The following is a 21,277-nucleotide window of genomic DNA, read 5'->3' as shown; positions in this document are numbered from 1 at the left end:
ATAATGCAATTGTCACTACGTAATAAAACGATATTAGGTATTGCTGTAATAGAAGCCAGTTTATTGCTTCTATTAGTATTTACTGCTGTCGATTTTATGCGTAGCACAATGAACGAAGGGTTAGTAAAACGAGCATCAACCATTACAGCTCTATTTGCCACAACGGCCAAAAGCGCAGTACTGTCATATGACCTTGCATCATTAGAAGCCTATAGCAATGAGTTAATGAAAAACCCCGATATAGCCTACGTTAGAGTTATAAATAGTGACAACCAGATATTAGCTCAAGCAGGCCGTCGAAAACTGCTGGCATCACAATTTGTTCCAGATGAAAGACTTAACTTAGTCTCTGATGGCGTATTTGATAGCTATGCTTTAATTAGTGAAGCTGAGCATACATATGGCCAAGTACAACTAGGTATTGATATTAGCAGCATAGAATCTTCAATCAAAAAAATTCAAAACTGGACTAGTAGTATAGCTTTAATTGAAATGTTTTTAGTTGCGTTGTTTTCTTTTGTATTAGGTACATATTTAACAAGACACTTACAGGGTTTACGCCAAGCAGCTAAAGAGATTTCAAAAAATGTAACGAGTGGGGAGTATACCCACTCAAAAATACAAATTAGGGGGAAAGATGAGCTTACTGAAGTCGCTGAAGCTTTCAATAAACTTGTCATAATTTTAGAGCAAGAGCATCAACGTAAAGAAACATATCAAAATGAGTTAGAAGTTCTCAATCAAACTTTAGAGCGAAAGGTTCAGGAACGTACTTCTTTATTATTTGAGCGAAATACTCAATTGGAACAATCAAATCAAGACCTGCATGAAGCCCAGCAACAGCTCGTTCAAGCAGAAAAAATGGCTTCTGTTGGTCAATTAGCCGCTGGTGTTGCACATGAAATTAATAACCCCATATCGTTCGTAACCAGCAACTTAAACTCTTTAAGGAGTTACATAGATAGCTATCGTCAATTAAGTGAGCAAGTTGTAACATTACTATCAGATGAACACGTTAATATAAATTCAATTCATATACAAAACCTTCAAAAAACACATAAGATTAACGACTTTTGTTTTCTGAATGACGATACAAAAGATTTATTAAATGAATCAATAGAAGGCCTTACGAGAGTTAAAAATATTGTAAAAGACTTAAAACAGTTTTCTCGCGCAGATTCAGACGATAAGCAACGGTTTGATATTAACAACTGCGTAACAACTACACTAAACATGGTTAACAACCAGCTAAAGTATCATTGTACAATTGAAAAAAATCTTAACCCTGTCCCTAAAGTTCTCATCAATGTGGGCAAAATTATTCAGGTGCTAACAAATTTGTTCATTAATGCAGGGCAAGCAATTCATGAAAATGGAAAAATAACTGTATCAACTCGGTATCATAATAATTGCGTAATAGTGTCGATTGAAGACAATGGTTCAGGTATCGAACCTAGATACATAGATAAATTATTTGATCCTTTCTTCACGACTAAAGAAGAAGGCGTGGGAACGGGTTTAGGCCTCTCCATATCCTATGGAATAATTAACGACCATAATGGAGAGCTAACAGTCAGTAGTGAAATTAACAAAGGCAGTTGTTTTTGTATCATACTGCCTACAGACGAAAATAAAAAACCAAGTGAGGAATACATCCAATGAGCAATGATAATGCCATAGAAACATCACCTATGACTGTGCTGTGTGTGGATGATGAGTTGAATATTCTCAAATCAATGAAACGCTTACTTTACAAGCAAGACTTCCAACTATTATTAGCTGAGAATGGAGCGACGGCCTTAGAGTTGATGGAGAAACATAAAGTACATCTAATTATATCTGACATGAAAATGCCAGAAATGTCAGGCGCTGTACTATTAGAAAAGGTAGCCACTTTATACCCTGAGACCTACAGAGTACTATTAACAGGCTACTCAGATATGGAGTCAACTATAGAAGCCGTCAATAAAGGAAAAATACATCGATACCTTCAAAAGCCTTGGGAAAACCAAGAGATAATTCAAACGATTGATGAAGGGTTGTCTAACGTCAGACTTAAAAACGAAAATACTAAACTAGAGAAACTAATAAAATTACAAAACTCTAAACTCAAAGAACATAATCAAAACTTAGAAAGCAAAGTTCAATTGAGAACAAAGCAGATTCAGCTAGCGTTAAAGCGTATTGAACACAACAATAAAGCCACTCAAAAGGTGTTATACAATTTAATTAGTATCAACCCCAACCTGAGTGGAAGTTTTGCTAATAGTGTTAGTTTACTGGCAAAAAATTTAGCAGAGCACTTGGCATTATCAAAAGAAGAGATAGAAAATACAGCCTTTGCAGCCTTGTTATGTGAAATAGGCTTACTTGGTTTAGATACAGCCATTTACAGCGGGCCTTTTGATGAGCTAAATTTCAATCAGAAGAAAGAGTATATTGACCAAACCAAGAGTGCTCAGTTAATTCTAAGTCCAGCCACTCACCTTCAAGAAGTGTCAGATATCATCACTTGTCAATTTGAGTACTTTAATGGCAGTGGCCCGAATCAACTCGTTGACACGCAAATACCAATAGGCGCAAAAATACTATCTGTTGCAAGAGACTATTGGCGTTACTCATTAGGTCGTATTTCCCCAGAAAAAATGGAAGAAACAGAAGTCAGACTGACCATGAAGAAGTTCCTAGGTACTCGTTATGACCCTAAAGTTTTAGAGGTATTACTTAGCACTCCTGACATAGCCTCAGATGAATTTATTGAAAAGCCTATACCTTCACATGCACTAAAAGTAGGTATGACATTAAAAAGTAATATATTTAATGATGCTCATATATTGGTATTACCTGAAGGTCATGTCTTTACAGAAAAAACCATAACCAAATTGGTACAATTTGAAAAAAGTCAAACCGCGCCCCTGTCATTAATAGTGGAAGAGAGCCAAGATTCTATTGCTGAGTGAGTGCAGGAAATGACAAGTTAAATGTCGTCCCCACTCCGACATCAGAATCCACGGTGACTTGGGCGTCGTGAGCTTCGAGAATAGCATAAGATACAGATAAGCCTAACCCAGTGCCTACGCCAACAGGCTTAGTGGTAAAAAATGGAGTAAACAGTTTATTTATTGTTTCTTTATCCATTCCTTGCCCTGTATCTGATACATGAATGACAATCCTTTCATCAACGCTAGAATGAGAAATTGTCAACTTCCCTCCCCCTTCCATGGCATAGGCAGCATTGACAAATAAGTTAACAAAAACCTGTTGCAACTGACCTAAATTTCCAAGGATAGTAAGACTCAGTTCACCAATTTGATTATCAATTTGATGCTCATATTTAAATACGTTACCCGTTACTTTCAACGATGCTTCAACACAAGCATTAATAGATACCGGCACTAACTCCTCATTGCCCGAGTGAGAAAAACTCTTAAGGTTATCAACAATGTCTCTAACCCTAATCAAACCTTCAATGTTTGACTGGAGCAAATCAACCGAGTCTTCTTCTATGTAGTCTAAATCGACCTTGTCAAAAATCACTTGATATTCATTACTAGATACGGCTTTATTGCCATAAGTAATCTTTTTTAAATCTTCATGTAATTGCTTATAATCTCCTAAATACTCTTGAAGCACTTCCATGTTTGAGCGAATAAAAGCAATGGGATTATTTATTTCATGAGCTACACCAGCGGCTAATTGTCCTAGAGAAGCCATTTTCTCAGACTGAATTAATTGCCGCCGTGTTTTCTCAAGTTTTTCTAAAGATTCTTGAAGCTGTACATTTCGTTTTAAAATTCTGACATCAGTCAAACGCCGGCGTACACCACTTAACAAATGTCCTCGGGCTGTATTTAGTACAGATAAGATATCAAAATCTACAACATTGTGATTATTAAGTAAGACTAACCAGCCTACTTTATCTGCAGCAAGCGAAAAGTTAGTAAAACACACTTGTTCAAACGTATGTTCAGGTTTGCAAATGTTAGGATCAATGTCCAATGCTACCCATGAGTTTAGTAGATCGACGTTATCTAAAGGTAATAGCCCACGTATGAACTCCATTAAAGTATCATTATTTTGCTCACCTCCACTTGGACACCAACTTGTATTGAGATCCCCTTGTATAATACTTCCCTTTTTAACGACCAAATAAAAACCGAAATCAGCCATACAAAAGCGTCCTGTAAGGTCGATAACATTACTAATCATTTCATTCAGTTTCAATTCAGAAGCGACATTACTCGAGGCGCACCCTAAATATTCTAGCTCTTTTTGTTTTTTTGTAGATGAAGCTAACGCTTCCTTTAGAGATTCATTAGTTTTATAAATTTCTAACGAGTATTGCTCTAATTTATTCTCTGCAATGTTTCTCGCTTTCTTCTCTCGGCTTACCTTGCGCTCTAGTACAGCAATTCTTTTTTCTAATTCCTCACCTACTAGCGCAGGTTTATCATTAGAACTCAAACTTTTTCAACCTTTATAACACACCGCTTTCCAGCTTCATGCTCACACTCGGGTTGCGATACCTTTATACTCTGGCCCGTATGTTCTGCCAGACCATGAATAATGCCTTCACAGAAATAACAAAGTTTGCGAGGTGATATGTATTTAAATGTCAGTACGTTTGGTGTTTCAGTTAAAAATTCAAACTCAGGTAGCAATGCATCAGGATTCAATTTTTTTACTTCAACATGAATGAAATCTTGCACTGCATGTAAGAACTCAAAGACATCTTTAAAGTCATGAGCTCCAGGAGGAGCAAGGTTATATAACTCTTTAAAGACCCATTTACCAAACGCATATTGTGCATCCTTTGCACTTATGCTTTTTTTATCAACAATTAGACCAACTAATGTAAAAAGCTCTTCATCATCGTAAGTAGCAACTGTTGTGTAGACTCCCTCGCTTGGAAGATCTGCATCACTTAACAATTCATCCCAAAAATCTTCACCCCACAATTCCTCAATAAATTCATTAAACTTTACAAAAACTATACCTTTCATATTCGCCTCCAAATCGTCATGAATAATACATTCACTTAACAATTAGTTAGAAGTTTGAGGCCATCCACCCCAAATGCACCCTACTTTATCTTAACTTATATTTCACAAAGTTATACAAGCCAATACATAGGTATATTTTCCGGTTTTACGTGTTTGGTAATATTATTGTAGTGAAAAATTAGTGAAAATTTGATTAAGTTAATTAAATAGGCCCCAAAACCATCCTTTTGATAATTCTTCTTCGCACGTTTTAAGTTGTTGAGCATATCGTAATGAACGCGCATCAACTATTTTAGCGACTTTCTTTAACCAAGGTTTGTTGTTGTAGCTCTTCCTTTTATAACCACCCCATCCTTCGTGATAGTTCAAATATTGTAATTCAGCATCCCATTTTGATACTCCATTCATTTTATGAGTTTTTGCAATAAACCAGCCCATAAAATCCATTGCATCATCAAAATCAGTTCTGTCAGCCCAAGCGTTTTTTGTTTCTCGTTTATAGTCAGCCCAAGTAGGAGTTTTAGCTTGAGAGTAACCGTAAGCTGAACTAACTCGCCCCCATGGTATTAAGCCAAAAAAAATGTAATCTTTTGGTGGTCGAGCTTTGGCTTTAAAGGAACTCTCCTGATACATTATTGACATAGGAATATGGATTGGAACTCCCCATTTCTCCTTCATACCAGAAGCTATATCAAACCAATCACGCTTTTCAAAAAAGATATCACAAATATTAGTAATATTTTTAGGGGGAGTACTTGCACATCCACTCAAAAATAAAACAATCAGTAAAAAACTCAATCCAGTTTTTAACAATAAAATTTTTTTGGTGAACTTTCGTCTCATCGTCTACTCTTCATTAATGTGTATTTATTACAGAGAGTTTCCCTAGTAGTGACCTTAAGCCTGACAAGTGTCAGGCTTTTTTTTACTCAAAATTTATTTTTCTGAAAAATAACTAGCAAGAAAATCATCAAAAGATATATCTTCCTGTTGTTCTATCACTCGCTGTTTTTCTAATGACAATAAGGCATGAGCAGCTAAATCTTCGGCATTCATAAACTTATAATCTGTGCCAATCAACTCATTTTTAAAAGACTCTGCCAAACTTAATCCTAAGTTTCCATTGTCGATATTTTCATTGACGAGATGTTTCAGAATGCGAGCCGAAGGCGTTAAACTTGGGTCCAGTATTTTTTGTTTCTCAAAGTCTAATGCTTGGGAATAGTCTTGGGTACCGTTTGCTTGGTCCAAAATAATGGCGACTTCTTTCATTTCAGAAAATAACTGTAATGCCCAACTCATCATTTCAACAGACTCTGTTGCATTAGTCAGTATTAGTTTGGGGTCACGACCTCGCTCAACTACCGCATTTAAGTTCACTTCCGTTTCATGATATTCATCGGTGTTCATAAAACTGCTTGGCTTAATTAAACAGTACAATAAGAACACATCTAAGAAGTAGAATTGATTACGTTCTATTCCTATCGCTGAAAACGGATTAACATCTAGCGCTCTAACTTCTATATAACTCACGCCCCTTTCATCCAAAGCATCGGTTGGCTTTTCCAACGACCGAGTAGGTTGCTTTGGCCTTATGGGAGAATAAAGTTCATTTTCAATTTGTAATACATTGCTATTAAGTTGTTGGTATTCACCATCTTTTTTACTAGCAAACTTTTCATAACCTTCAGAAGGTTGATTGATTGCTGCTCTCAATGAAGCAATATAGCTATCAACCTTGTTGTAGCATATATTTAAACCTGACTGAGCACTATTTGTATAACCCAAATCACTCATTCTAAGAGACGTAGCATACGGTAAATAGTAAGTACCTTTCCCTAACTTTTTGAATGGCAGACCCGTTTCTTTACCTTTGATAAACGAACTACACAAGGCAGGTGATGCGCCATATAAGTAAGGAATAACCCAACAAAAACGGCGATAATTTCTTATTAACCCAAAGTAAGCTGAAGAAATAGAATCTTTATCTACTTCCAAATATGTATCGGCATCCAGCCATTTTTCCCAAAAATCATTGGGTAATGAAAAATTAAAATGCACTCCAGATATTGCTTGCATCATACTACCGTAACGATTCTTTAATCCAACACGATACAAACTTTTCATTTTGCCAACGTTAGACGTTCCATAATTAGCAATGGGAATAGCATCTTGGTTTTCTATAAAACATGGCATGCTCATTGGCCACAACCGCTCGTCGCCAATATTAGTCATTACAAACTTATGTACATCTTTCAACTGGCCAATTGTTTTATCAATAGAGCTCTCTGGAGGGGTGATAAACTCTAACAAGGACTCAGAAAAATCCGTTGTTATATACTCATGAGTTAATGCAGCCCCTAAAGATTCTTGATGTGGTGTCTGTGCAAGGCCGCCATTAGGGTTGATACGCAAGGTTTCTCGCTCTACTCCATGTTTTATCCCAGTCAGTGTTTTCATAATCGACGGGTTGCGTAAAGTAGTTAAACGCTCAGAAAAAGATGTTTTGTCTATTTGCAAAATAATATCCAATATAAAAATGTATGATCTTTATAACCTGTTTGACAACCTGTTATAAAGTTTTTAGCACGACCCAAAGCCCACCCGAAATTTAAGTTCGTAGGCTACGATAATTAACACCTTATCCTTAATTACAAAAGAACGTGTTTATTTAGTTTTGATTTCAATTAAAAATAGAGTGTTAGTCTACCCTCTGATGAGAGATAAAGTAACCAGAGACTAATGCAAAAATATTCACAAAAATAATAAACAATCATACTAAGAGTAATTGAAAGAAAGTTATATTTTAGATAAAAATCATTATCAAATGCCTATTAAACTCCCCCACCAAACTGCTAAGATTGTTGGCCATCCAAATTAAAGAGTATCAAATGGACGCCAATACAGATATTTTCAATAGTGAATTTGCACTACGTCAATTTAACGGTAGTTGCCCATTACTCATTAAAATTCTAAATAAATTTAAGCTCGAATACACGAGCTTTAACGAAACGTTCAATGAACTCTTGCAGCAGGGTGACATGGAGACCTTAAAAAGAGATATCCATACTTTAAAAGGAATTAGTGGCAATTTAGGTATGGAAGCATTACATCAGGCAACAAAAGAGTTTGAACCTAAATTATCGGCCAATTTAGAAGCGCAATTAGTAATAGAGTACCTAAAACTAATAAGTACTACGTTAACCACAATTACAAGTTTCATCTCAAATAATAGTAACAACTCAGAAGTAAAGCCCACAACCGAACCTAACAGTAAAGAAATATTGATCACTGCGTTAAAACGCAATGAGTTTATTTCTGAAATAAAGATGCAAAAATTTATGGAAGATTTAGATTTAGCGCCAAATATAAAAAACGCTATAAAAAATTCTGTCAATGATTTTGACTACGCTCGCGCCTTACAGTTGCTTCAATAGAAAAGAGTGTGCACAGTGCCAGCCAAAATTCAGGTTTTATTTGATCACTCCGACTTTATCGTCGTAAACAAACCGCCCCATCTAGCGGTTCAAAACGAGGAATCTCAAGAAGGTATTTTGCCTATTATTTGCAAGCAACTAAACGTTGAAAAACTATGGCTTGTTCATCGGTTAGATAAAGTCACTTCAGGTATTCTTATTCTTGCAAAAACAGCTAAATCCGCCGCATTATTTGGTGACCTTTTTGAACAGAAGCAAATTGAGAAATACTATCTAGCTTTATCCGACAGAAAGCCTAAAAAGAAACAAGGCACAATAAAAGGTGGCATGAAAAAAGTAAGAGACGGAAAGTGGATTCTTGATATCAGTACAACTCAATTTGCAGCCACTCAGTTTTTCAGTTTCTCTGTTGCTCCTAGTTTACGTTTATATTTAGTTAAACCTCTCACTGGAAAAACCCACCAAATAAGAGTCGCATTAAAGAGTCTGAGCGCACCTATTTTAGGTGATGAACTCTATGGAGGACAGAGTTCAGATAGAACCTATCTACACGCTTTTGTTATTAGATTTATGTATCAGGGCTCACCTATATCAATAACATGCCCTCCCCTTGAAGGTGAGTACTTTACACACCAGAAAACCGAAACGTTGCTTGAGTCACATCAACAGCCTTGGTTGTTAAACTGGCCAAAACCCGCCATTTCCCCTTTAAGACAATCATGATTAACCCCAAAGTAAAAGTTGCAGTGGTAGGCAAAGGTGCAATAGGTAGCCTGATAGCTTATTCATGCCAGCAGCAAAAACTTGATTTTCAACTCCTGTTAAAGAACAACAATACTATAACCTTAGATGTTGAAAAGATTGACGGCGAGAAAATTCGAGTATATCCGAGTTCGTCTGATATAAACGACGCGGCCGACTTTGACATTGTAGTATTTCCAATAAAGGCTTACCAGGTACTTGGAGCATTACAACAACTAAGTCAGAGCGTTCGTCCGAAGCATACGTTAGTCTTACTACACAACGGTATGGGAACAATAGAACAAGTTAAAGCTCTCTACCCAAACAACCCAATTGTTGCAGCTACCACCAGTTATGGAGCATTTAAACCAACTGACACTAATGTTAAAGAAACGGGCTTAGGTAAAACTCATTTAGGTTGGGTATCCAAGTGCCGAAACAACGCCATTTTAATAGAGTCAACCATATCTAAACTGCTCCCCCCGAGCACTTGGCACCAGGATATCCAACTCGCCTTATGGAAAAAACTCGCCATCAACTCAGTGATAAACCCACTCACTGCCATAAACAATATTACAAATGGCGAATTAGTTAATATAAAATTTCACAAACTCATTCATACTATTTGCTCGGAAGTCTCTCAAGTTATGACCTCAGTAGGTTACCCGACCAACAGTGACACGCTACAGCAGAGCGTATTAAGAGTTATCGAAGCCACAGCGAATAATTATTCGTCTATGCATCAAGATATCACCTTCAAACGTCAAAGTGAGATAGAGTTTATAAATGGATATGTAATAAAAAAGGGGAGAGAACTAAATATACCTGTACCAGAGAACCAGCTACTTTTTAATAAAATTAAAGAGTTAGAAAAAATATAAGTCGTTACTTTCATTTAACCCTAGAATGAAATAGATGGTGTTTTCAATTAAGCCACCCCATATAGAGAGCAAGCTGCATTCCCCCCAAAGCAAACAAGCCAGCCAATACATCATCTATCATAATGCCAAAGCCGCCATGGGCGTTTTTATCTAAGTAACTAATAGGCCAAGGTTTTAAAATATCGAATATTCTAAACAATATAAAACCTAGCAATAGGGTTTGCCATGAGAGTGGAACAGCTATCATGGTAATAAGCATGCCAGCAAACTCATCCCATACTATCGAAGAGTCATCATGTACCTCCATGTCATTGGCTGCGATACCACAAATCCAAATACCCACCACACTAGCAATAACAGTGATGGCAATATACACAGTGAGCGATGTGTAAAGCGCCAATACAGCCACAATAGGCAATGCTGCTATTGTGCCAAAGGTACCAGGCGCCTTAGGAGCTAGGCCACTACCAAACCCAAAAGCCAAAAAGTGTACCGGATTTAGCATGCTTACTCGCTGACGAATTTGTTTATCCAAACGGACACGCTCCTTAACAGGCGGCTAGGTTTAAAAGTGTTGGTAACCTAAATTAGAAAATTCATAAGGTTGATCATTTTGACGCAATTCTAATTTTTCAGCCATACCGGTAAGTTGTCCAATACATGTGGCTTTAATATTTGTGCTTGCAAGGATTGTTTCAAGAACACCTTTTTGCTCCTCACTTACAGTGAATAATAATTCGTAGTCATCACCCGCACTTAATGCAAATTTAATGGCTTCCTCTGGCTCTACTGAGGCTACCATAGCGTCTGACAATGGTAGCTTATCAACATGAATAACAGCACCACAATGAGAGGCTTTCAGAATATGTTGAATATCAGATATCAGCCCATCAGATAAATCGATACAACTGTTAGCAATACGTCGTAAACTGGCACCAACCAATAACCTCGGAGTGGGATAATCAAGTCGATTTACGAGAAAGTTGTGATGTACTGGGTTATCAATTTTGCGCTTGAGCTGTGCCAGTTGCAGCCCAACACCTGCGTCACCCAATGAACCTGTGGCATAAATAAAGTCACCTGGCTTAGCTTGGCTTCTAGTCAAGGCTTGGTCAAAAGGAACAAAGCCTTGCGCAGTAATAGTGATGGCCAAAGGCCCATGAACAGTATCACCGCCGATTAATTGAATAGAATAATATTCGGCGTGTTCTTTTATTCCTCTAGAGAAATCCTCAAGCCAAGCTTGGTCAATCTCAGGCAAGCTAAGAGACAAACTTATCCAAGCAGGCTCTGCGCCCATAGCAGCTAAGTCACTTAAGTTAACCGCTATGGCTTTTTGAGCGATTGCGTGGGCGTTGGTAGAAGGCAAAAAATGCACACCACTTAATAAAGTGTCTGTGGTGGTTACTAGCGCTTGTCCTTCTGGTATATGGGTTATGGCACCATCATCACCAATACCGATAATGACATCTTTACGTTGATAACTTTGCTGCTTAAAAAAATCTTCAATAACTTTAAATTCTTTCACAATCACACTACTTCTGGTTGAGCTGCGTTTGCTGACGAGTTATGTATTGTTGTTAAACAACTATTTAAGCGCGTTCGTCTTTACGCAGAGTCTTGATGGCTTTATCAAGCACACCATTAATAAATTTGTGGCTATCTTCTGCACCAAAAGATTTTGCAAGCTCTATGGCTTCATTGATCACTACCTTGTAAGGAACATCAATTCGCGCAACCAGTTCATAGGTAGCAATTCGAAGGATCGCAAACTCCACGGGGTCAAGCTCTTCAGGCAAACGACCTAAATACGGCTTCATTTTTGTATCTAAATCAGCACAATCTTTAACCACATTACGCAATAACTCTAAAAAGTATTCGGTATCAACTTTTTGCATGTTGTTGCTGGTTACTATGCTTAGTTCAATTTGTTCAACTGGGTTCTTGGTCATTTGCCAAGAATAAATAGCTTGTAATGCTAATTCACGGGAGAGACGACGAGCTTTAGGTTTCACCTATTTGGCCTCTTCAATATTGGCTAAAACATTTACCATCTCAAGTGCACCAACAGCAGCTTCGGCACCTTTGTTACCAGCTTTTGTGCCTGAACGCTCAATAGCTTGTTCTATGCTATCGGTTGTGATCACGCCAAAAGATACAGGAACACCATACTCTAGAGATACTTGAGCAAGACCTTTGTTACATTCGCCAGCCACAAACTCAAAGTGCGGCGTGCCACCACGGATCACCGCACCAAGGGCGATTATTGCATCATATTTATTTTGTTCTGCAAGTTTTTTAGCTGCAATTGGCAGCTCATACGCACCAGGAACACGAACTAACGTAATGTCTTGGTCGTTAACTTCACCTTGCCTTTCAAGTGCATCGAGTGCGCCATCAACTAAACTTTCAACGACAAAGCTGTTAAAACGTGACACAACTAAAGCAAACTTTTTGCCAGTCGCACGCATGTTACCTTCAATAATGTTCATCTAAAAAACCTTACTAGAAAAATCGGCGCGCAGTTTAGCACACCTAACATTGGAAATATTGATAATTTTTGTACGATTTTCACTAATTATTCTTTAACAGAAATATACTCCACCACCTCTAGCCCGTAACCGGAAAGAGCATGATATTTTTTAGGCTTGCTGAGTAGGCGCATTTTTCTAACACCTAAACTTGCTAAAATTTGACTGCCTACACCTACCGTTCTGGATGAGCCAGCCCAAGGTGCGGTAGTGGGCGACTCTCCTTTGTCTTCAGCTTGAAATTGTTTAACCTGATTTAGCAAGTCTTCATCTTTACCAAGAAGCACTAGTACCCCACCGTTTTCAGCAATGGTTTTAATCGCTTCAGGTAAGCCCATGCTGCGATTAATCGCACGCTCTGAACCTAATAAATCACTCAAACTATTTAACAGATGCACGCGAACAAGCGTAGGTATTTCACCGTCAATCGGTCCTTTACACATAGCAAAGTGTACTTGATTATCGATGACATCTTTATATGTCACCAAATCAAACTCACCATGCTCTGTTGGTAATTTACACGAAGCCACTTGCTCTATCGTGGTTTCGTGTAAATTACGATATTCAATGAGGTCGGCAATAGTACCAATTTTCATATCATGTCTTTTGGCAAATACCTCAAGCTCTGGGCGTCTTGCCATAGTCCCGTCTTCATTTAATATTTCAACAATGACAGAAGCAGGCTCACATCCGGCCAACCGTGCTAAATCAACACCGGCCTCTGTATGTCCAGCTCGGTTCAAGACTCCGCCCTCTTTGCTAATTAGAGGAAAGATATGACCAGGTTGCACAATATCTGCGGCAACAGCGCCTTTACCAACAGCGGCGAGTATGGTTCTAGCGCGGTCAGCTGCTGATATACCAGTGGTCACGCCTTCAGCCGCTTCTATCGATACAGTAAAGTTAGTCGAAAATTGCGCTTCGTTATTATCTACCATCAACGGTAAGTTAAGGGTTTTACAGCGTTCTGCTGTCATAGGTAAACACACTAAACCTCTGGCGTGGGTTACCATAAAATTAATGGCTTCTGGAGTAACGTGTTCAGCAGCCATAATTAAGTCGCCTTCGTTTTCTCTGTCTTCGTCATCCATCAAAATAACCATTTTACCTTGGCGGATATCTTCAATAATTTCTCTACTGCTATTTAATGACATAATGTTATATCTTCTTTCGTGACATTGAGCCAAAAGCTCATCAACCTAACCTACTTCAAATAGCCATTTTCTGCTAAAAACGCCATACTAATATCTTTTTTGGGAGAATTTGCACTTGAGTGCGCAGCGTTATCGCCAAGCATAAGACGCTCCAAATAACGTGCTATCACATCGACCTCTAAATTTACTTTTGTACCAACTTGATACGAACCAATAATGGTTTCTTGTAGGCTGTGAGGAATAAGTGTGAGTAAAAACTTAGCGCCATCGACTTGGTTTACAGTGAGACTGACACCATCAACGGTTATAGAGCCTTTTTCGGCTAAATACTTTGCTAATGCATCTGGAGCTTGTACCCATATTTCTACATAACGACCGACCTGAGAAATAGATAAAACTTCGCCTACACCATCAACATGACCACTCACAATATGACCACCGAAGCGACTATTGGCCTGCATCGCTTTTTCTAAGTTAACCTTGCTACCTGCCTCATAGGCTGCAAAACCAGTACGTTTTATAGTTTCGTGAGACACATCCGCACTAAACCCATGGTTTGATAGAGCAACGACTGTTAAACACACACCATTATTAGCAATACTATCTCCAAGCTTCACATCACTCATATCAAGCTTTTGTATTTTGATCGACAATCGAATGTCTTCACCATTAGGGGTTAAACTTTCGATGATCCCAACATCTTCAATAATTCCAGTAAACATACTCTATCAGTTACTCATTTTTGGATAACCGGTTACTCATTTACGAATAAAGTGAGCGGTCATCTTTAGATCTTTACCCACTTGCCTGACATCACTCCAAGACAAATCATGTACTTCATCCATTGATTCAATCGGCAAAATATCAAATAAATTTTGCCCACTGCTCCCTATAAGTTTGGGCGCTTGATATAAAATCAATTCATCAGTTAGGTTATTTTGGATTAACGCTCCCGCGAGTTTTGCGCCAGCTTCAACCCATATATCGTTAATTTGCCTATTAGCTAACTCTTGCATTACAGCATCAAGATTTAATTTATTGCCATTAAACGGCGCTTGCCATTGAGACACATGATTCGCAAATTGATGCTGGCTATGGGTGCCATTAATGAGTAACACATCACCTGCAACTTGCTTGCTAGATTGCTGCAATAAACGTAGGTTAGGTGGAAGTTGGTTTCTGCCATCTAAAATCACCCTAATCGGTTGTCGCAGGTTTTCTTCTGCTAATACCTCAGGCGTGAGCCCTAGTTCTTTAAATCGTACGTTCAATGTCGGATTATCGGCCATTACTGTACCGGAACCACTTAAAATAGCACAACTCTTTGCTCTATGACGTTGCACATCTTGGCGAGCTTTAGGGCCAGTAATCCATTGACTTAAGCCATTTTGCAATGCTGTTTTACCATCTAAACTTGCAGCCAGTTTTACAGTGACTCTGGGTAAACCTGTGGACATACGTTTAATAAAGCCTAAATTGAGTTGTGCTGCGGCGCTTTTCAATAAACCGTGTTGAACCACAACCCCTGCACGTTGCAGTATTTGCATTCCTCTGCCAGACACCAGTGGATTTGGATCTTGCATTGCCACTACCACTCGAGATATCCCAGCCTCGACTAAGGCTTTAGCACAAGGTGGCGTGCGGCCAAAATGGCTACAAGGCTCTAAGGTAACATAAGCCGTCGCCCCTTTAGCCAAACTACCGGCTTGTTTTAAGGCATGGACTTCTGCATGGGGAGAGCCCGCTTTTTGATGCCAACCCTGGCCAACGATTTCCCCACATGATTTAGTGATAACACAGCCAACATTAGGGTTGGGAGAAGTAGTATATTGACCACGCTTAGCCAGCTTAATAGCTAGGGCCATCATCTGATGATCAATTAGAGAAAATTCAAACACGTTATTTACACCTTAAAGGTTAAAGGCATTTCGGGTAATGGATAGGTTAATCACCAAGACGGGCGATCTCTTCACCGAATTCACGAATATCTTCAAAAGAACGATAAACCGAGGCAAAACGCACATAAGCCACTTTATCTAACTCTTTTAAGGCGGTCATAATTAAATTGCCTAAAAATTCGCTACTAACTTCTCGCTCACCTGTCGCCCGTAAAGATGACTTAAGGCGACTAATGCATTGCTCTACTTCTTCAGTACTGACAGGGCGCTTTTCTAAAGCTCGTTGTAATCCAGCTCGGAGTTTGTCTTCGTTGAAAGGTTCACGCGAGCCATCACGCTTTACAATACGTGGCATTACTAACTCTGCCATTTCGAAGGTAGTAAAACGCTCTTTGCAAACCGTACATTCCCGACGTCGTCTCACATGACTGCCATCCGACACTAAACGCGAGTCGATTACTTTGGTTTCTTGTACAGAACAAAATGGGCAATGCATCTGATTATCTATATTGAATAAATGAAGTTAGCTAAATTAACAAAATTTAACCTCAAGGGATACTAAAGCCTGATGAGGATAACCTTTATCCATGCAATTGAGCTAATTTAACCATGGTATTTAGGGCATCTTTCAACTTATCTAACTCCTTCCCTGAGGGAACCGCTTTTTTAGCACAATCATTAATAGATATAGCGTGATCAGTAAACAAGTTAGGTTGAGGGTAACGGGTATTTAACTGGTTAACCACCGTCATTTTATATGCGTCAACCTGCTTTTGCATCACACTGGCTTTTTCTATATCACCGCCGTTAAATTTCAATAATTTTGGTGCAACTATTTCACCTTGAATATATTGGTCATAAGCTTCAAGCCCTTTGCGAACAGTTTTAACATCCGCTTTATCATAATACGCTGGAGCAGCCTTTAATTTTTTATCAACGAACTCAATAACACCTTGGCAAAGCTGCATATCATTAACCATACCGACTGCCATTGTTGAATGTGAAACAGTAAGTAATAAACCTGTCATTATTAATTTTTTCAATTTGGTCTTCCGTAAATAATAGAAGCCATAGACTAGTTGAGCTAGGCGAAAATATATAATCGATAATTCATCTATGAGTATGAACATTCATAATAAAAACTGTAAATACTTAATTTATGAAAAGCTAAATGAAGGTTAGACCCAATTTGGAACAGTATCTAAAGCGATAAGGTCATCAACGCTTTGGCCTTTTCTTATAACGGCTGCTTGATCACCTTGAACCAAAATTTCTGCAATAACAGGCCGAGAGTTGTAACTATTGGAGGCAACAGCACAATAAGCGCCAACTGAATTGATGACTATTAGCTCACCTTGTTCAACTACCTCGATAACGCGATCTAGTGCAAAGTAATCACCTGTTTCACAAACAGGTCCTACAACATCAACACATTCATACTCATGACTTTTTTTTGCAGCTGTAATTTTATGATAGGCATCGTAAAGTGTCGGTCGAATAAAGTCGTTCATACCGGCGTCTACAATCAGTAAAGTCTTATCTGATTGGTTTTTTTTATAAATAACTTGGCTTACTAAGACACCAGCATTAGCTGTGATGAAACGCCCGGGTTCGAACAGAATTCTGCAATTAAAATCTTCAGCATGGCGATTAACCACTGCAGCATATTGTGCCAATAATTCAGGCTCTGGGGTTTCGTCATCTTGATATTTCACTGCCAAGCCACCACCAAAATCAACATGCGTAATATTGATGTTTAGTGCTTTTAATTCACAATACAAAGCCTTGATTTTTTGTATCGCTAAATCAAAAGGAGTGACATCAGATATTTGACTGCCAATATGCATATTGATGCCCGTCACATTAATGTAATCAAGATTGTTAGCTTGTTGATAAAGTGAAATTGCATGTTCGATATCCACACCAAACTTATCGCCCTTTTTACCCGTAGAGATTTTTTTATGGGTATTGGCATTCACATTAGGATTGATTCGAAACGAAATATTAGCAGTAATTTTTAAGCGTCGCGCTACATGAGAAAGGGCAAACAACTCTGGCTCTGACTCAATGTTGAAACATAAAATATGCTGTTTTAACGCAAACTCCATTTCTTGTTCGGTTTTAGCGACACCTGAAAATACAATTTTTTCAGCGGGAATATTAGCTGCTAATGCCCGTTTAATCTCTCCCACAGAAACCACATCAGCTCCCGCCCCCTCTTTCGCCAACAAAGATAATACAGCTTGATTGGAATTCACTTTTACAGCAAAACACACCAAAGTATTTAGATGAGAAAAAGCGTCAGAAAACATCCTGTACTGGGCTTGTATCTTTGCTGAACTGTAGCAATAAAAAGGAGTGGGAAACTGCTCAGCCAAGGCTAAAACAGAGAGAGATTCAATATGTTGTACTGAATTTTTGTATTCTAGAAATGACATCTACACACCTAATTGTTCAAAGTAAATAATGGAAACAAGAATAGGCCCCATATGTGTGACAATCCACCAGACAAACTTACATATCGCTAGTTAATATCTAACAATATGCTACAACAACTTATCAAAATGCTTTATTTTAATAGCAAATATGAAAATTGAGTGGCAATTATGAATTTGGATGAAAGAGACCAAGTGTTAATTACATTGTTAAAAGCGAACAGCCGAACGCCTGTCATTGAGCTAGCGAAACAATTAGGCGTGTCCCGAAGTACCGTTCAAAACAGAATCGAAACCTTGCAGCGTCGCGGTATCATTAAAAGCTTCACCATTGAATTTGATGCAGAGTACGAACGTAAATTATTAAAAGCACAGATGTTGGTCAATTTAACACCTGGGGTATCACGACACGTCATTAAACTATTACAACAGCGTCCACAAATAACCTCGATAATGTCAGTGAGTGGTGTATATGATTTAATTCTAGAGTTAACTGTAGAAGCCAGCTCTCAGCTAGATGAACTAGTAGATGATATACGTGAAACAAAAGGAGTTGAGAAAACCGTAACCTGCGTAGTGCTATCGAATTATTAAGTTATTGAATTAAAGATGTAAACAGTGGTTAAACCTAATAACCACTGTTTAATTGTTTAGTAACTGATTAACTTAACCGTAAACAGGGAACTGTTCACATAAGGCCACTACTTCGCCTTTTACTTTAGAGATGACGGCTTCGTCGTTAATATTGTCTAACACTTCACAGATCCAATTAGCTACTTGCTTAGCTTGCTCTTCTTTAAAACCACGGCGAGTAATGGCTGGAGAGCCAATACGTAAACCACTAGTAACAAAGGGTGAGCGTGGGTCGTTAGGCACTGAGTTTTTGTTTACCGTTATATTAGCGTTACCAAGGGCAGCGTCAGCATCTTTACCTGTGTATTCTTTATCGATTAGGTCTAACAAAAACAAGTGGTTATCAGTACCGCCAGATACTACTTTGTGACCACGTTCTTGGATAACCGCAACCATAGCTTTTGCGTTAGCTACTACTTGCTGTTGGTATACTTTAAATTCTGGTTGTAGTGCTTCTTTAAAGGCAACCGCTTTAGCAGCAATCACGTGGCACAAAGGACCACCTTGACCACCAGGGAACACCGCACTATTTAGCTTTTTGTAGATAGCTTCATCACCACAAGAAGATAAAATCAAACCGCCACGTGGGCCAGCTAGGGTTTTATGGGTAGTAGTGGTAACAACATGAGCATGAGCCATTGGGCTTGGGTACACACCCGCTGCGACTAAACCTGCTACATGAGCCATATCGACCAACAAGTAAGCGCCGACTTTGTCAGCAATTTCACGGAATTTTTGCCAATCAACAATACCTGAGTATGCTGAGAAGCCACCGATAATCATTTTAGGTTTGTGCTCAAGGGCTAATGCTTCAACTTGTGCCATGTCGATTTCGCCCGTTTCTGGGTGTAAACCGTATTGCACGGCGTTGTATGTTTTACCAGAAAAGCTCACTGATGCACCATGAGTTAAGTGGCCACCGTGGGCTAAGCTCATACCTAATACGGTATCGCCAGCATCAAGTAATGCCATAAATACCGCTGAGTTAGCTTGCGAGCCAGCATGGGGCTGTACGTTAGCGTAGTCACAACCAAATAACTGTTTAGCGCGTTCTATGGCTAAGTCTTCTGCGATATCTACATATTCACAACCGCCGTAGTAACGCTTATGAGGATACCCTTCAGCATATTTGTTAGTAAGCTGTGATCCCTGCGCTTCAAGAACACGTGGGCTGCAATAGTTTTCAGAAGCGATCAATTCGATATGATGCTCCTGACGTTGGTTTTCATCTTGAATTGCTTGGTACAATTCTGGGTCGAAATCAGCAATATTCATATCACGAGTTAGCATTACATTTCCTCAACATAAACGGGGGATTAATACGGTAAACAATTTGGAGCATAGTTTAGTGATTTTATACAATTTGTATAGTGGCTTTGTGGCATGAGAAACAACCAAAAGTTGTAACGATTTTTGCACACTGCACATTCACCCAGCTTGAATAATATTATCTGGGTATTTCACACCTAATTGACTTCGAATTTCATCCATCACTTGCAATACACTTATACTATCTTTATGAGACATGAGATCACTGCATAGCTTGCCTTGTTCGATACAATTCATCACTTCTTCTATCTCATATTCAAAGCCATTGGCAGCATGGGGGATTGCTATGGTTTGCACACATTTATCATGTTCATAGAAATAAGCTGTGTCAACATCCCAAAAGTTATGGGGCAAAATAACATAACCTTGACTACCCACAATATGCATAGTGTTACTTGCATGGGCTGACATCGAACTCGTAAATTGCGCGTATTGGCCAGTGCTATAACTCAAGTTCACCAGTTCACATTCGTCTACACCTAAATCAGTCAACTTACCTTGGCTAGTAATTGAACTTGGGTGCTGTTCTAAAAAGAACTGACTTAAGGTAATACTGTAAATGCCCAAATCTAATAAGGCGCCACCAGCAAGCTCTGGCCTTGCTAAGCGCTGCTTTGGCTCTGCTCGATTTTGAAATGCAAACCCAATATTGGATTGAATATATTGAATATCACCGATAGCGCCCTCTTGAATTAAAGATTTCACTTGGCTGAGCACTGGCATGAAACGGCTCCACACGCCTTCTTGTAATAACACATTATTTGCCTCGGCTAACTCGACTAAATACTGCATTTGTTCGGCACTAACCGTACTAGGTTTTTCAACCAAAACGTGTTTACCTGCTTCTAGACATAACTTGGCTTGTTCAAAATGAAAACTGTGGGGCGTGGCGATATAAATAATATCAACATTGGCGTCATTTAATAACGCTTTATAATCTGAATAAACCGTGGATATCTGGTACTTGTCAGCAAATACCCTAGCTCGTTCAAGGCTTCTACTTGCTACGGCAGTAATCTTGCCTCTACCTGAAAGCTTCATTGCCTCAGCGAAAGTATTCGCTATTGAACCTGGGCCTAAAACGCCCCAATTGTAAGTTTGCATGATGTACCTGTAATGACTCAATCGGTCACAAAATATTACGGGACTTAGAATTAAAGCGCACGATTTATTCACTATCCCTTTTACCCTAGCCCCTTGGTGAATTACAATATTGTTCATACATAGCAACAAAA

22 protein-coding genes are annotated in these 21,277 nt (G+C 38.7%); 6 read left to right on the top strand and 16 right to left on the bottom strand.

The window, feature by feature from the left end:
- Positions 1-3: 3 nt before the first annotated feature.
- Both ABJD71_RS08460 and ABJD71_RS08455 read left to right on the top strand, forming a co-directional pair.
- Positions 4-1,662: an ATP-binding protein gene (locus ABJD71_RS08460; RefSeq protein WP_348167389.1), complete on the top strand. Its 1,659-nt coding sequence runs from the start codon at positions 4-6 to the stop codon at positions 1,660-1,662.
- Positions 1,659-2,960, top strand: a complete 1,302-nt coding sequence (locus ABJD71_RS08455; protein ID WP_348167386.1) for a response regulator — start codon at positions 1,659-1,661, stop codon at positions 2,958-2,960. The genes ABJD71_RS08460 and ABJD71_RS08455 overlap by 4 nt, the downstream gene beginning before the upstream one ends.
- On the opposite strand, the gene ABJD71_RS08450 is transcribed toward ABJD71_RS08455, so the two are convergent.
- From ABJD71_RS08450 to gshA, 4 genes are all read right to left on the bottom strand, one after another.
- Positions 2,947-4,464 carry an ATP-binding protein gene (locus ABJD71_RS08450; RefSeq protein WP_348167383.1) on the bottom strand — a complete coding sequence of 506 codons (1,518 nt, stop codon included), beginning with the start codon at positions 4,462-4,464 and terminating at the stop codon, positions 2,947-2,949. The two genes, ABJD71_RS08455 and ABJD71_RS08450, sit on opposite strands and share 14 nt — an antisense overlap.
- Positions 4,461-5,003 (bottom strand): heme NO-binding domain-containing protein, encoded by a 543-nt coding sequence (locus ABJD71_RS08445; RefSeq protein ID WP_348167380.1) that lies wholly within the window; start codon positions 5,001-5,003, stop codon positions 4,461-4,463. Before ABJD71_RS08445 ends, ABJD71_RS08450 begins: the two co-directional genes overlap by 4 nt.
- A gap of 198 nt (positions 5,004-5,201) precedes the next feature.
- The gene (locus tag ABJD71_RS08440) at positions 5,202-5,846 is read right to left on the bottom strand and encodes a hypothetical protein (RefSeq protein WP_348167377.1); all 645 of its coding nucleotides are present in this window, start codon (positions 5,844-5,846) and stop codon (positions 5,202-5,204) included.
- 93 nt (positions 5,847-5,939) lie between these two features.
- Positions 5,940-7,517 (bottom strand): glutamate--cysteine ligase, encoded by a 1,578-nt coding sequence (gshA, locus tag ABJD71_RS08435; protein WP_348167577.1) that lies wholly within the window; start codon positions 7,515-7,517, stop codon positions 5,940-5,942.
- A 377-nt stretch (positions 7,518-7,894) separates the two neighbouring features.
- On the opposite strand from gshA, the gene ABJD71_RS08430 reads away from it, so the two are divergent.
- Genes ABJD71_RS08430 through ABJD71_RS08420 form a run of 3 tightly spaced genes read left to right on the top strand, consistent with a single transcriptional unit; the run spans position 7,895 to position 10,062 of the window.
- Positions 7,895-8,440 carry an Hpt domain-containing protein gene (locus ABJD71_RS08430; protein ID WP_348167374.1) on the top strand — a complete coding sequence of 182 codons (546 nt, stop codon included), beginning with the start codon at positions 7,895-7,897 and terminating at the stop codon, positions 8,438-8,440.
- A gap of 15 nt (positions 8,441-8,455) precedes the next feature.
- Entirely contained in the window at positions 8,456-9,163 is a 708-nt protein-coding gene (locus tag ABJD71_RS08425) for a TIGR01621 family pseudouridine synthase (protein ID WP_348167371.1), read from the top strand.
- The gene (locus tag ABJD71_RS08420) at positions 9,160-10,062 is read left to right on the top strand and encodes a 2-dehydropantoate 2-reductase (protein WP_348167368.1); all 903 of its coding nucleotides are present in this window, start codon (positions 9,160-9,162) and stop codon (positions 10,060-10,062) included. The genes ABJD71_RS08425 and ABJD71_RS08420 overlap by 4 nt, the downstream gene beginning before the upstream one ends.
- Positions 10,063-10,105: 43 nt before the next feature.
- Here ABJD71_RS08420 and ABJD71_RS08415 read toward each other — a convergent pair whose 3' ends face one another.
- The 10 genes from ABJD71_RS08415 to lysA all read right to left on the bottom strand — a co-directional run bounded on the left by ABJD71_RS08415 (position 10,106) and on the right by lysA (position 18,083).
- Positions 10,106-10,597 (bottom strand): phosphatidylglycerophosphatase A, encoded by a 492-nt coding sequence (locus ABJD71_RS08415; protein ID WP_348167365.1) that lies wholly within the window; start codon positions 10,595-10,597, stop codon positions 10,106-10,108.
- A 30-nt stretch (positions 10,598-10,627) separates the two neighbouring features.
- Positions 10,628-11,590, bottom strand: a complete 963-nt coding sequence (gene thiL / locus ABJD71_RS08410) for a thiamine-phosphate kinase (protein WP_348167362.1) — start codon at positions 11,588-11,590, stop codon at positions 10,628-10,630.
- 64 nt (positions 11,591-11,654) lie between these two features.
- Complete coding sequence (gene nusB, locus ABJD71_RS08405) at positions 11,655-12,077, bottom strand: transcription antitermination factor NusB (protein WP_348167359.1); 423 nt, start codon at positions 12,075-12,077, stop codon at positions 11,655-11,657.
- Positions 12,078-12,554, bottom strand: a complete 477-nt coding sequence (gene ribE / locus ABJD71_RS08400; protein WP_348167356.1) for a 6,7-dimethyl-8-ribityllumazine synthase — start codon at positions 12,552-12,554, stop codon at positions 12,078-12,080.
- Positions 12,555-12,640: 86 nt separating this feature from the next.
- Positions 12,641-13,747 carry a bifunctional 3,4-dihydroxy-2-butanone-4-phosphate synthase/GTP cyclohydrolase II gene (gene ribBA / locus ABJD71_RS08395; protein WP_348167353.1) on the bottom strand — a complete coding sequence of 369 codons (1,107 nt, stop codon included), beginning with the start codon at positions 13,745-13,747 and terminating at the stop codon, positions 12,641-12,643.
- A gap of 50 nt (positions 13,748-13,797) precedes the next feature.
- Positions 13,798-14,469, bottom strand: coding sequence for a riboflavin synthase (locus tag ABJD71_RS08390; protein WP_348167350.1), 672 nt, complete (start codon positions 14,467-14,469; stop codon positions 13,798-13,800).
- A gap of 36 nt (positions 14,470-14,505) precedes the next feature.
- Entirely contained in the window at positions 14,506-15,645 is a 1,140-nt protein-coding gene (gene ribD, locus ABJD71_RS08385) for a bifunctional diaminohydroxyphosphoribosylaminopyrimidine deaminase/5-amino-6-(5-phosphoribosylamino)uracil reductase RibD (protein ID WP_348167347.1), read from the bottom strand.
- Between the two features lie 46 nt (positions 15,646-15,691).
- Positions 15,692-16,141, bottom strand: coding sequence for a transcriptional regulator NrdR (gene nrdR, locus ABJD71_RS08380; protein ID WP_133468634.1), 450 nt, complete (start codon positions 16,139-16,141; stop codon positions 15,692-15,694).
- Positions 16,142-16,226: 85 nt separating this feature from the next.
- Positions 16,227-16,688 carry a hypothetical protein gene (locus ABJD71_RS08375; protein WP_348167343.1) on the bottom strand — a complete coding sequence of 154 codons (462 nt, stop codon included), beginning with the start codon at positions 16,686-16,688 and terminating at the stop codon, positions 16,227-16,229.
- Positions 16,689-16,823: 135 nt separating this feature from the next.
- On the bottom strand, positions 16,824-18,083 hold the full coding sequence (gene lysA / locus ABJD71_RS08370; RefSeq protein ID WP_348167340.1) for a diaminopimelate decarboxylase: 1,260 nt from the start codon (positions 18,081-18,083) through the stop codon (positions 16,824-16,826).
- A gap of 168 nt (positions 18,084-18,251) precedes the next feature.
- Here lysA and ABJD71_RS08365 point away from each other — a divergent pair, with 168 nt between their 5' ends.
- Positions 18,252-18,674 carry an Lrp/AsnC family transcriptional regulator gene (locus ABJD71_RS08365; protein WP_348167574.1) on the top strand — a complete coding sequence of 141 codons (423 nt, stop codon included), beginning with the start codon at positions 18,252-18,254 and terminating at the stop codon, positions 18,672-18,674.
- Between the two features lie 72 nt (positions 18,675-18,746).
- Here the strand turns inward: ABJD71_RS08365 and glyA are convergent, their stop codons facing one another.
- Together glyA and ABJD71_RS08355 are read right to left on the bottom strand one after the other, a co-directional pair.
- Positions 18,747-20,003 (bottom strand): serine hydroxymethyltransferase, encoded by a 1,257-nt coding sequence (gene glyA / locus ABJD71_RS08360; protein WP_348167337.1) that lies wholly within the window; start codon positions 20,001-20,003, stop codon positions 18,747-18,749.
- A 138-nt stretch (positions 20,004-20,141) separates the two neighbouring features.
- A complete protein-coding gene (locus tag ABJD71_RS08355) occupies positions 20,142-21,146 on the bottom strand; it encodes a Gfo/Idh/MocA family oxidoreductase (protein ID WP_348167334.1) in 1,005 nt (334 codons plus the stop codon).
- Positions 21,147-21,277 lie beyond the last annotated feature (131 nt).

The sequence above is a fragment of the Paraglaciecola sp. genome (assembly GCF_039943935.1).
Taxonomy (GTDB): Bacteria; Pseudomonadota; Gammaproteobacteria; order Enterobacterales; family Alteromonadaceae; genus Paraglaciecola.
This window is presented reverse-complemented; position numbering and strand designations above follow the sequence as displayed.

Excerpts from the sequence above, each read along its gene's own strand:
- ABJD71_RS08460 (WP_348167389.1), top strand. The coding sequence starts at position 4 with ATGCAATTGTCACTACGTAATAAAACGATATTAGGTATTGCTGTAATA.
- ABJD71_RS08455 (WP_348167386.1), top strand. The coding sequence starts at position 1,659 with ATGAGCAATGATAATGCCATAGAAACATCACCTATGACTGTGCTGTGT.
- ABJD71_RS08445 (WP_348167380.1), bottom strand. The coding sequence starts at position 5,003 with ATGAAAGGTATAGTTTTTGTAAAGTTTAATGAATTTATTGAGGAATTG.
- ABJD71_RS08440 (WP_348167377.1), bottom strand. The coding sequence starts at position 5,846 with ATGAGACGAAAGTTCACCAAAAAAATTTTATTGTTAAAAACTGGATTG.
- ABJD71_RS08430 (WP_348167374.1), top strand. The coding sequence starts at position 7,895 with ATGGACGCCAATACAGATATTTTCAATAGTGAATTTGCACTACGTCAA.
- ABJD71_RS08420 (WP_348167368.1), top strand. The coding sequence starts at position 9,160 with ATGATTAACCCCAAAGTAAAAGTTGCAGTGGTAGGCAAAGGTGCAATA.
- ribE (WP_348167356.1), bottom strand. The coding sequence starts at position 12,554 with ATGAACATTATTGAAGGTAACATGCGTGCGACTGGCAAAAAGTTTGCT.
- ribBA (WP_348167353.1), bottom strand. The coding sequence starts at position 13,747 with ATGTCATTAAATAGCAGTAGAGAAATTATTGAAGATATCCGCCAAGGT.
- ABJD71_RS08390 (WP_348167350.1), bottom strand. The coding sequence starts at position 14,469 with ATGTTTACTGGAATTATTGAAGATGTTGGGATCATCGAAAGTTTAACC.
- nrdR (WP_133468634.1), bottom strand. The coding sequence starts at position 16,141 with ATGCATTGCCCATTTTGTTCTGTACAAGAAACCAAAGTAATCGACTCG.
- lysA (WP_348167340.1), bottom strand. The coding sequence starts at position 18,083 with ATGTCATTTCTAGAATACAAAAATTCAGTACAACATATTGAATCTCTC.
- ABJD71_RS08365 (WP_348167574.1), top strand. The coding sequence starts at position 18,252 with ATGAATTTGGATGAAAGAGACCAAGTGTTAATTACATTGTTAAAAGCG.
- glyA (WP_348167337.1), bottom strand. The coding sequence starts at position 20,003 with ATGCTAACTCGTGATATGAATATTGCTGATTTCGACCCAGAATTGTAC.
- ABJD71_RS08355 (WP_348167334.1), bottom strand. The coding sequence starts at position 21,146 with ATGCAAACTTACAATTGGGGCGTTTTAGGCCCAGGTTCAATAGCGAAT.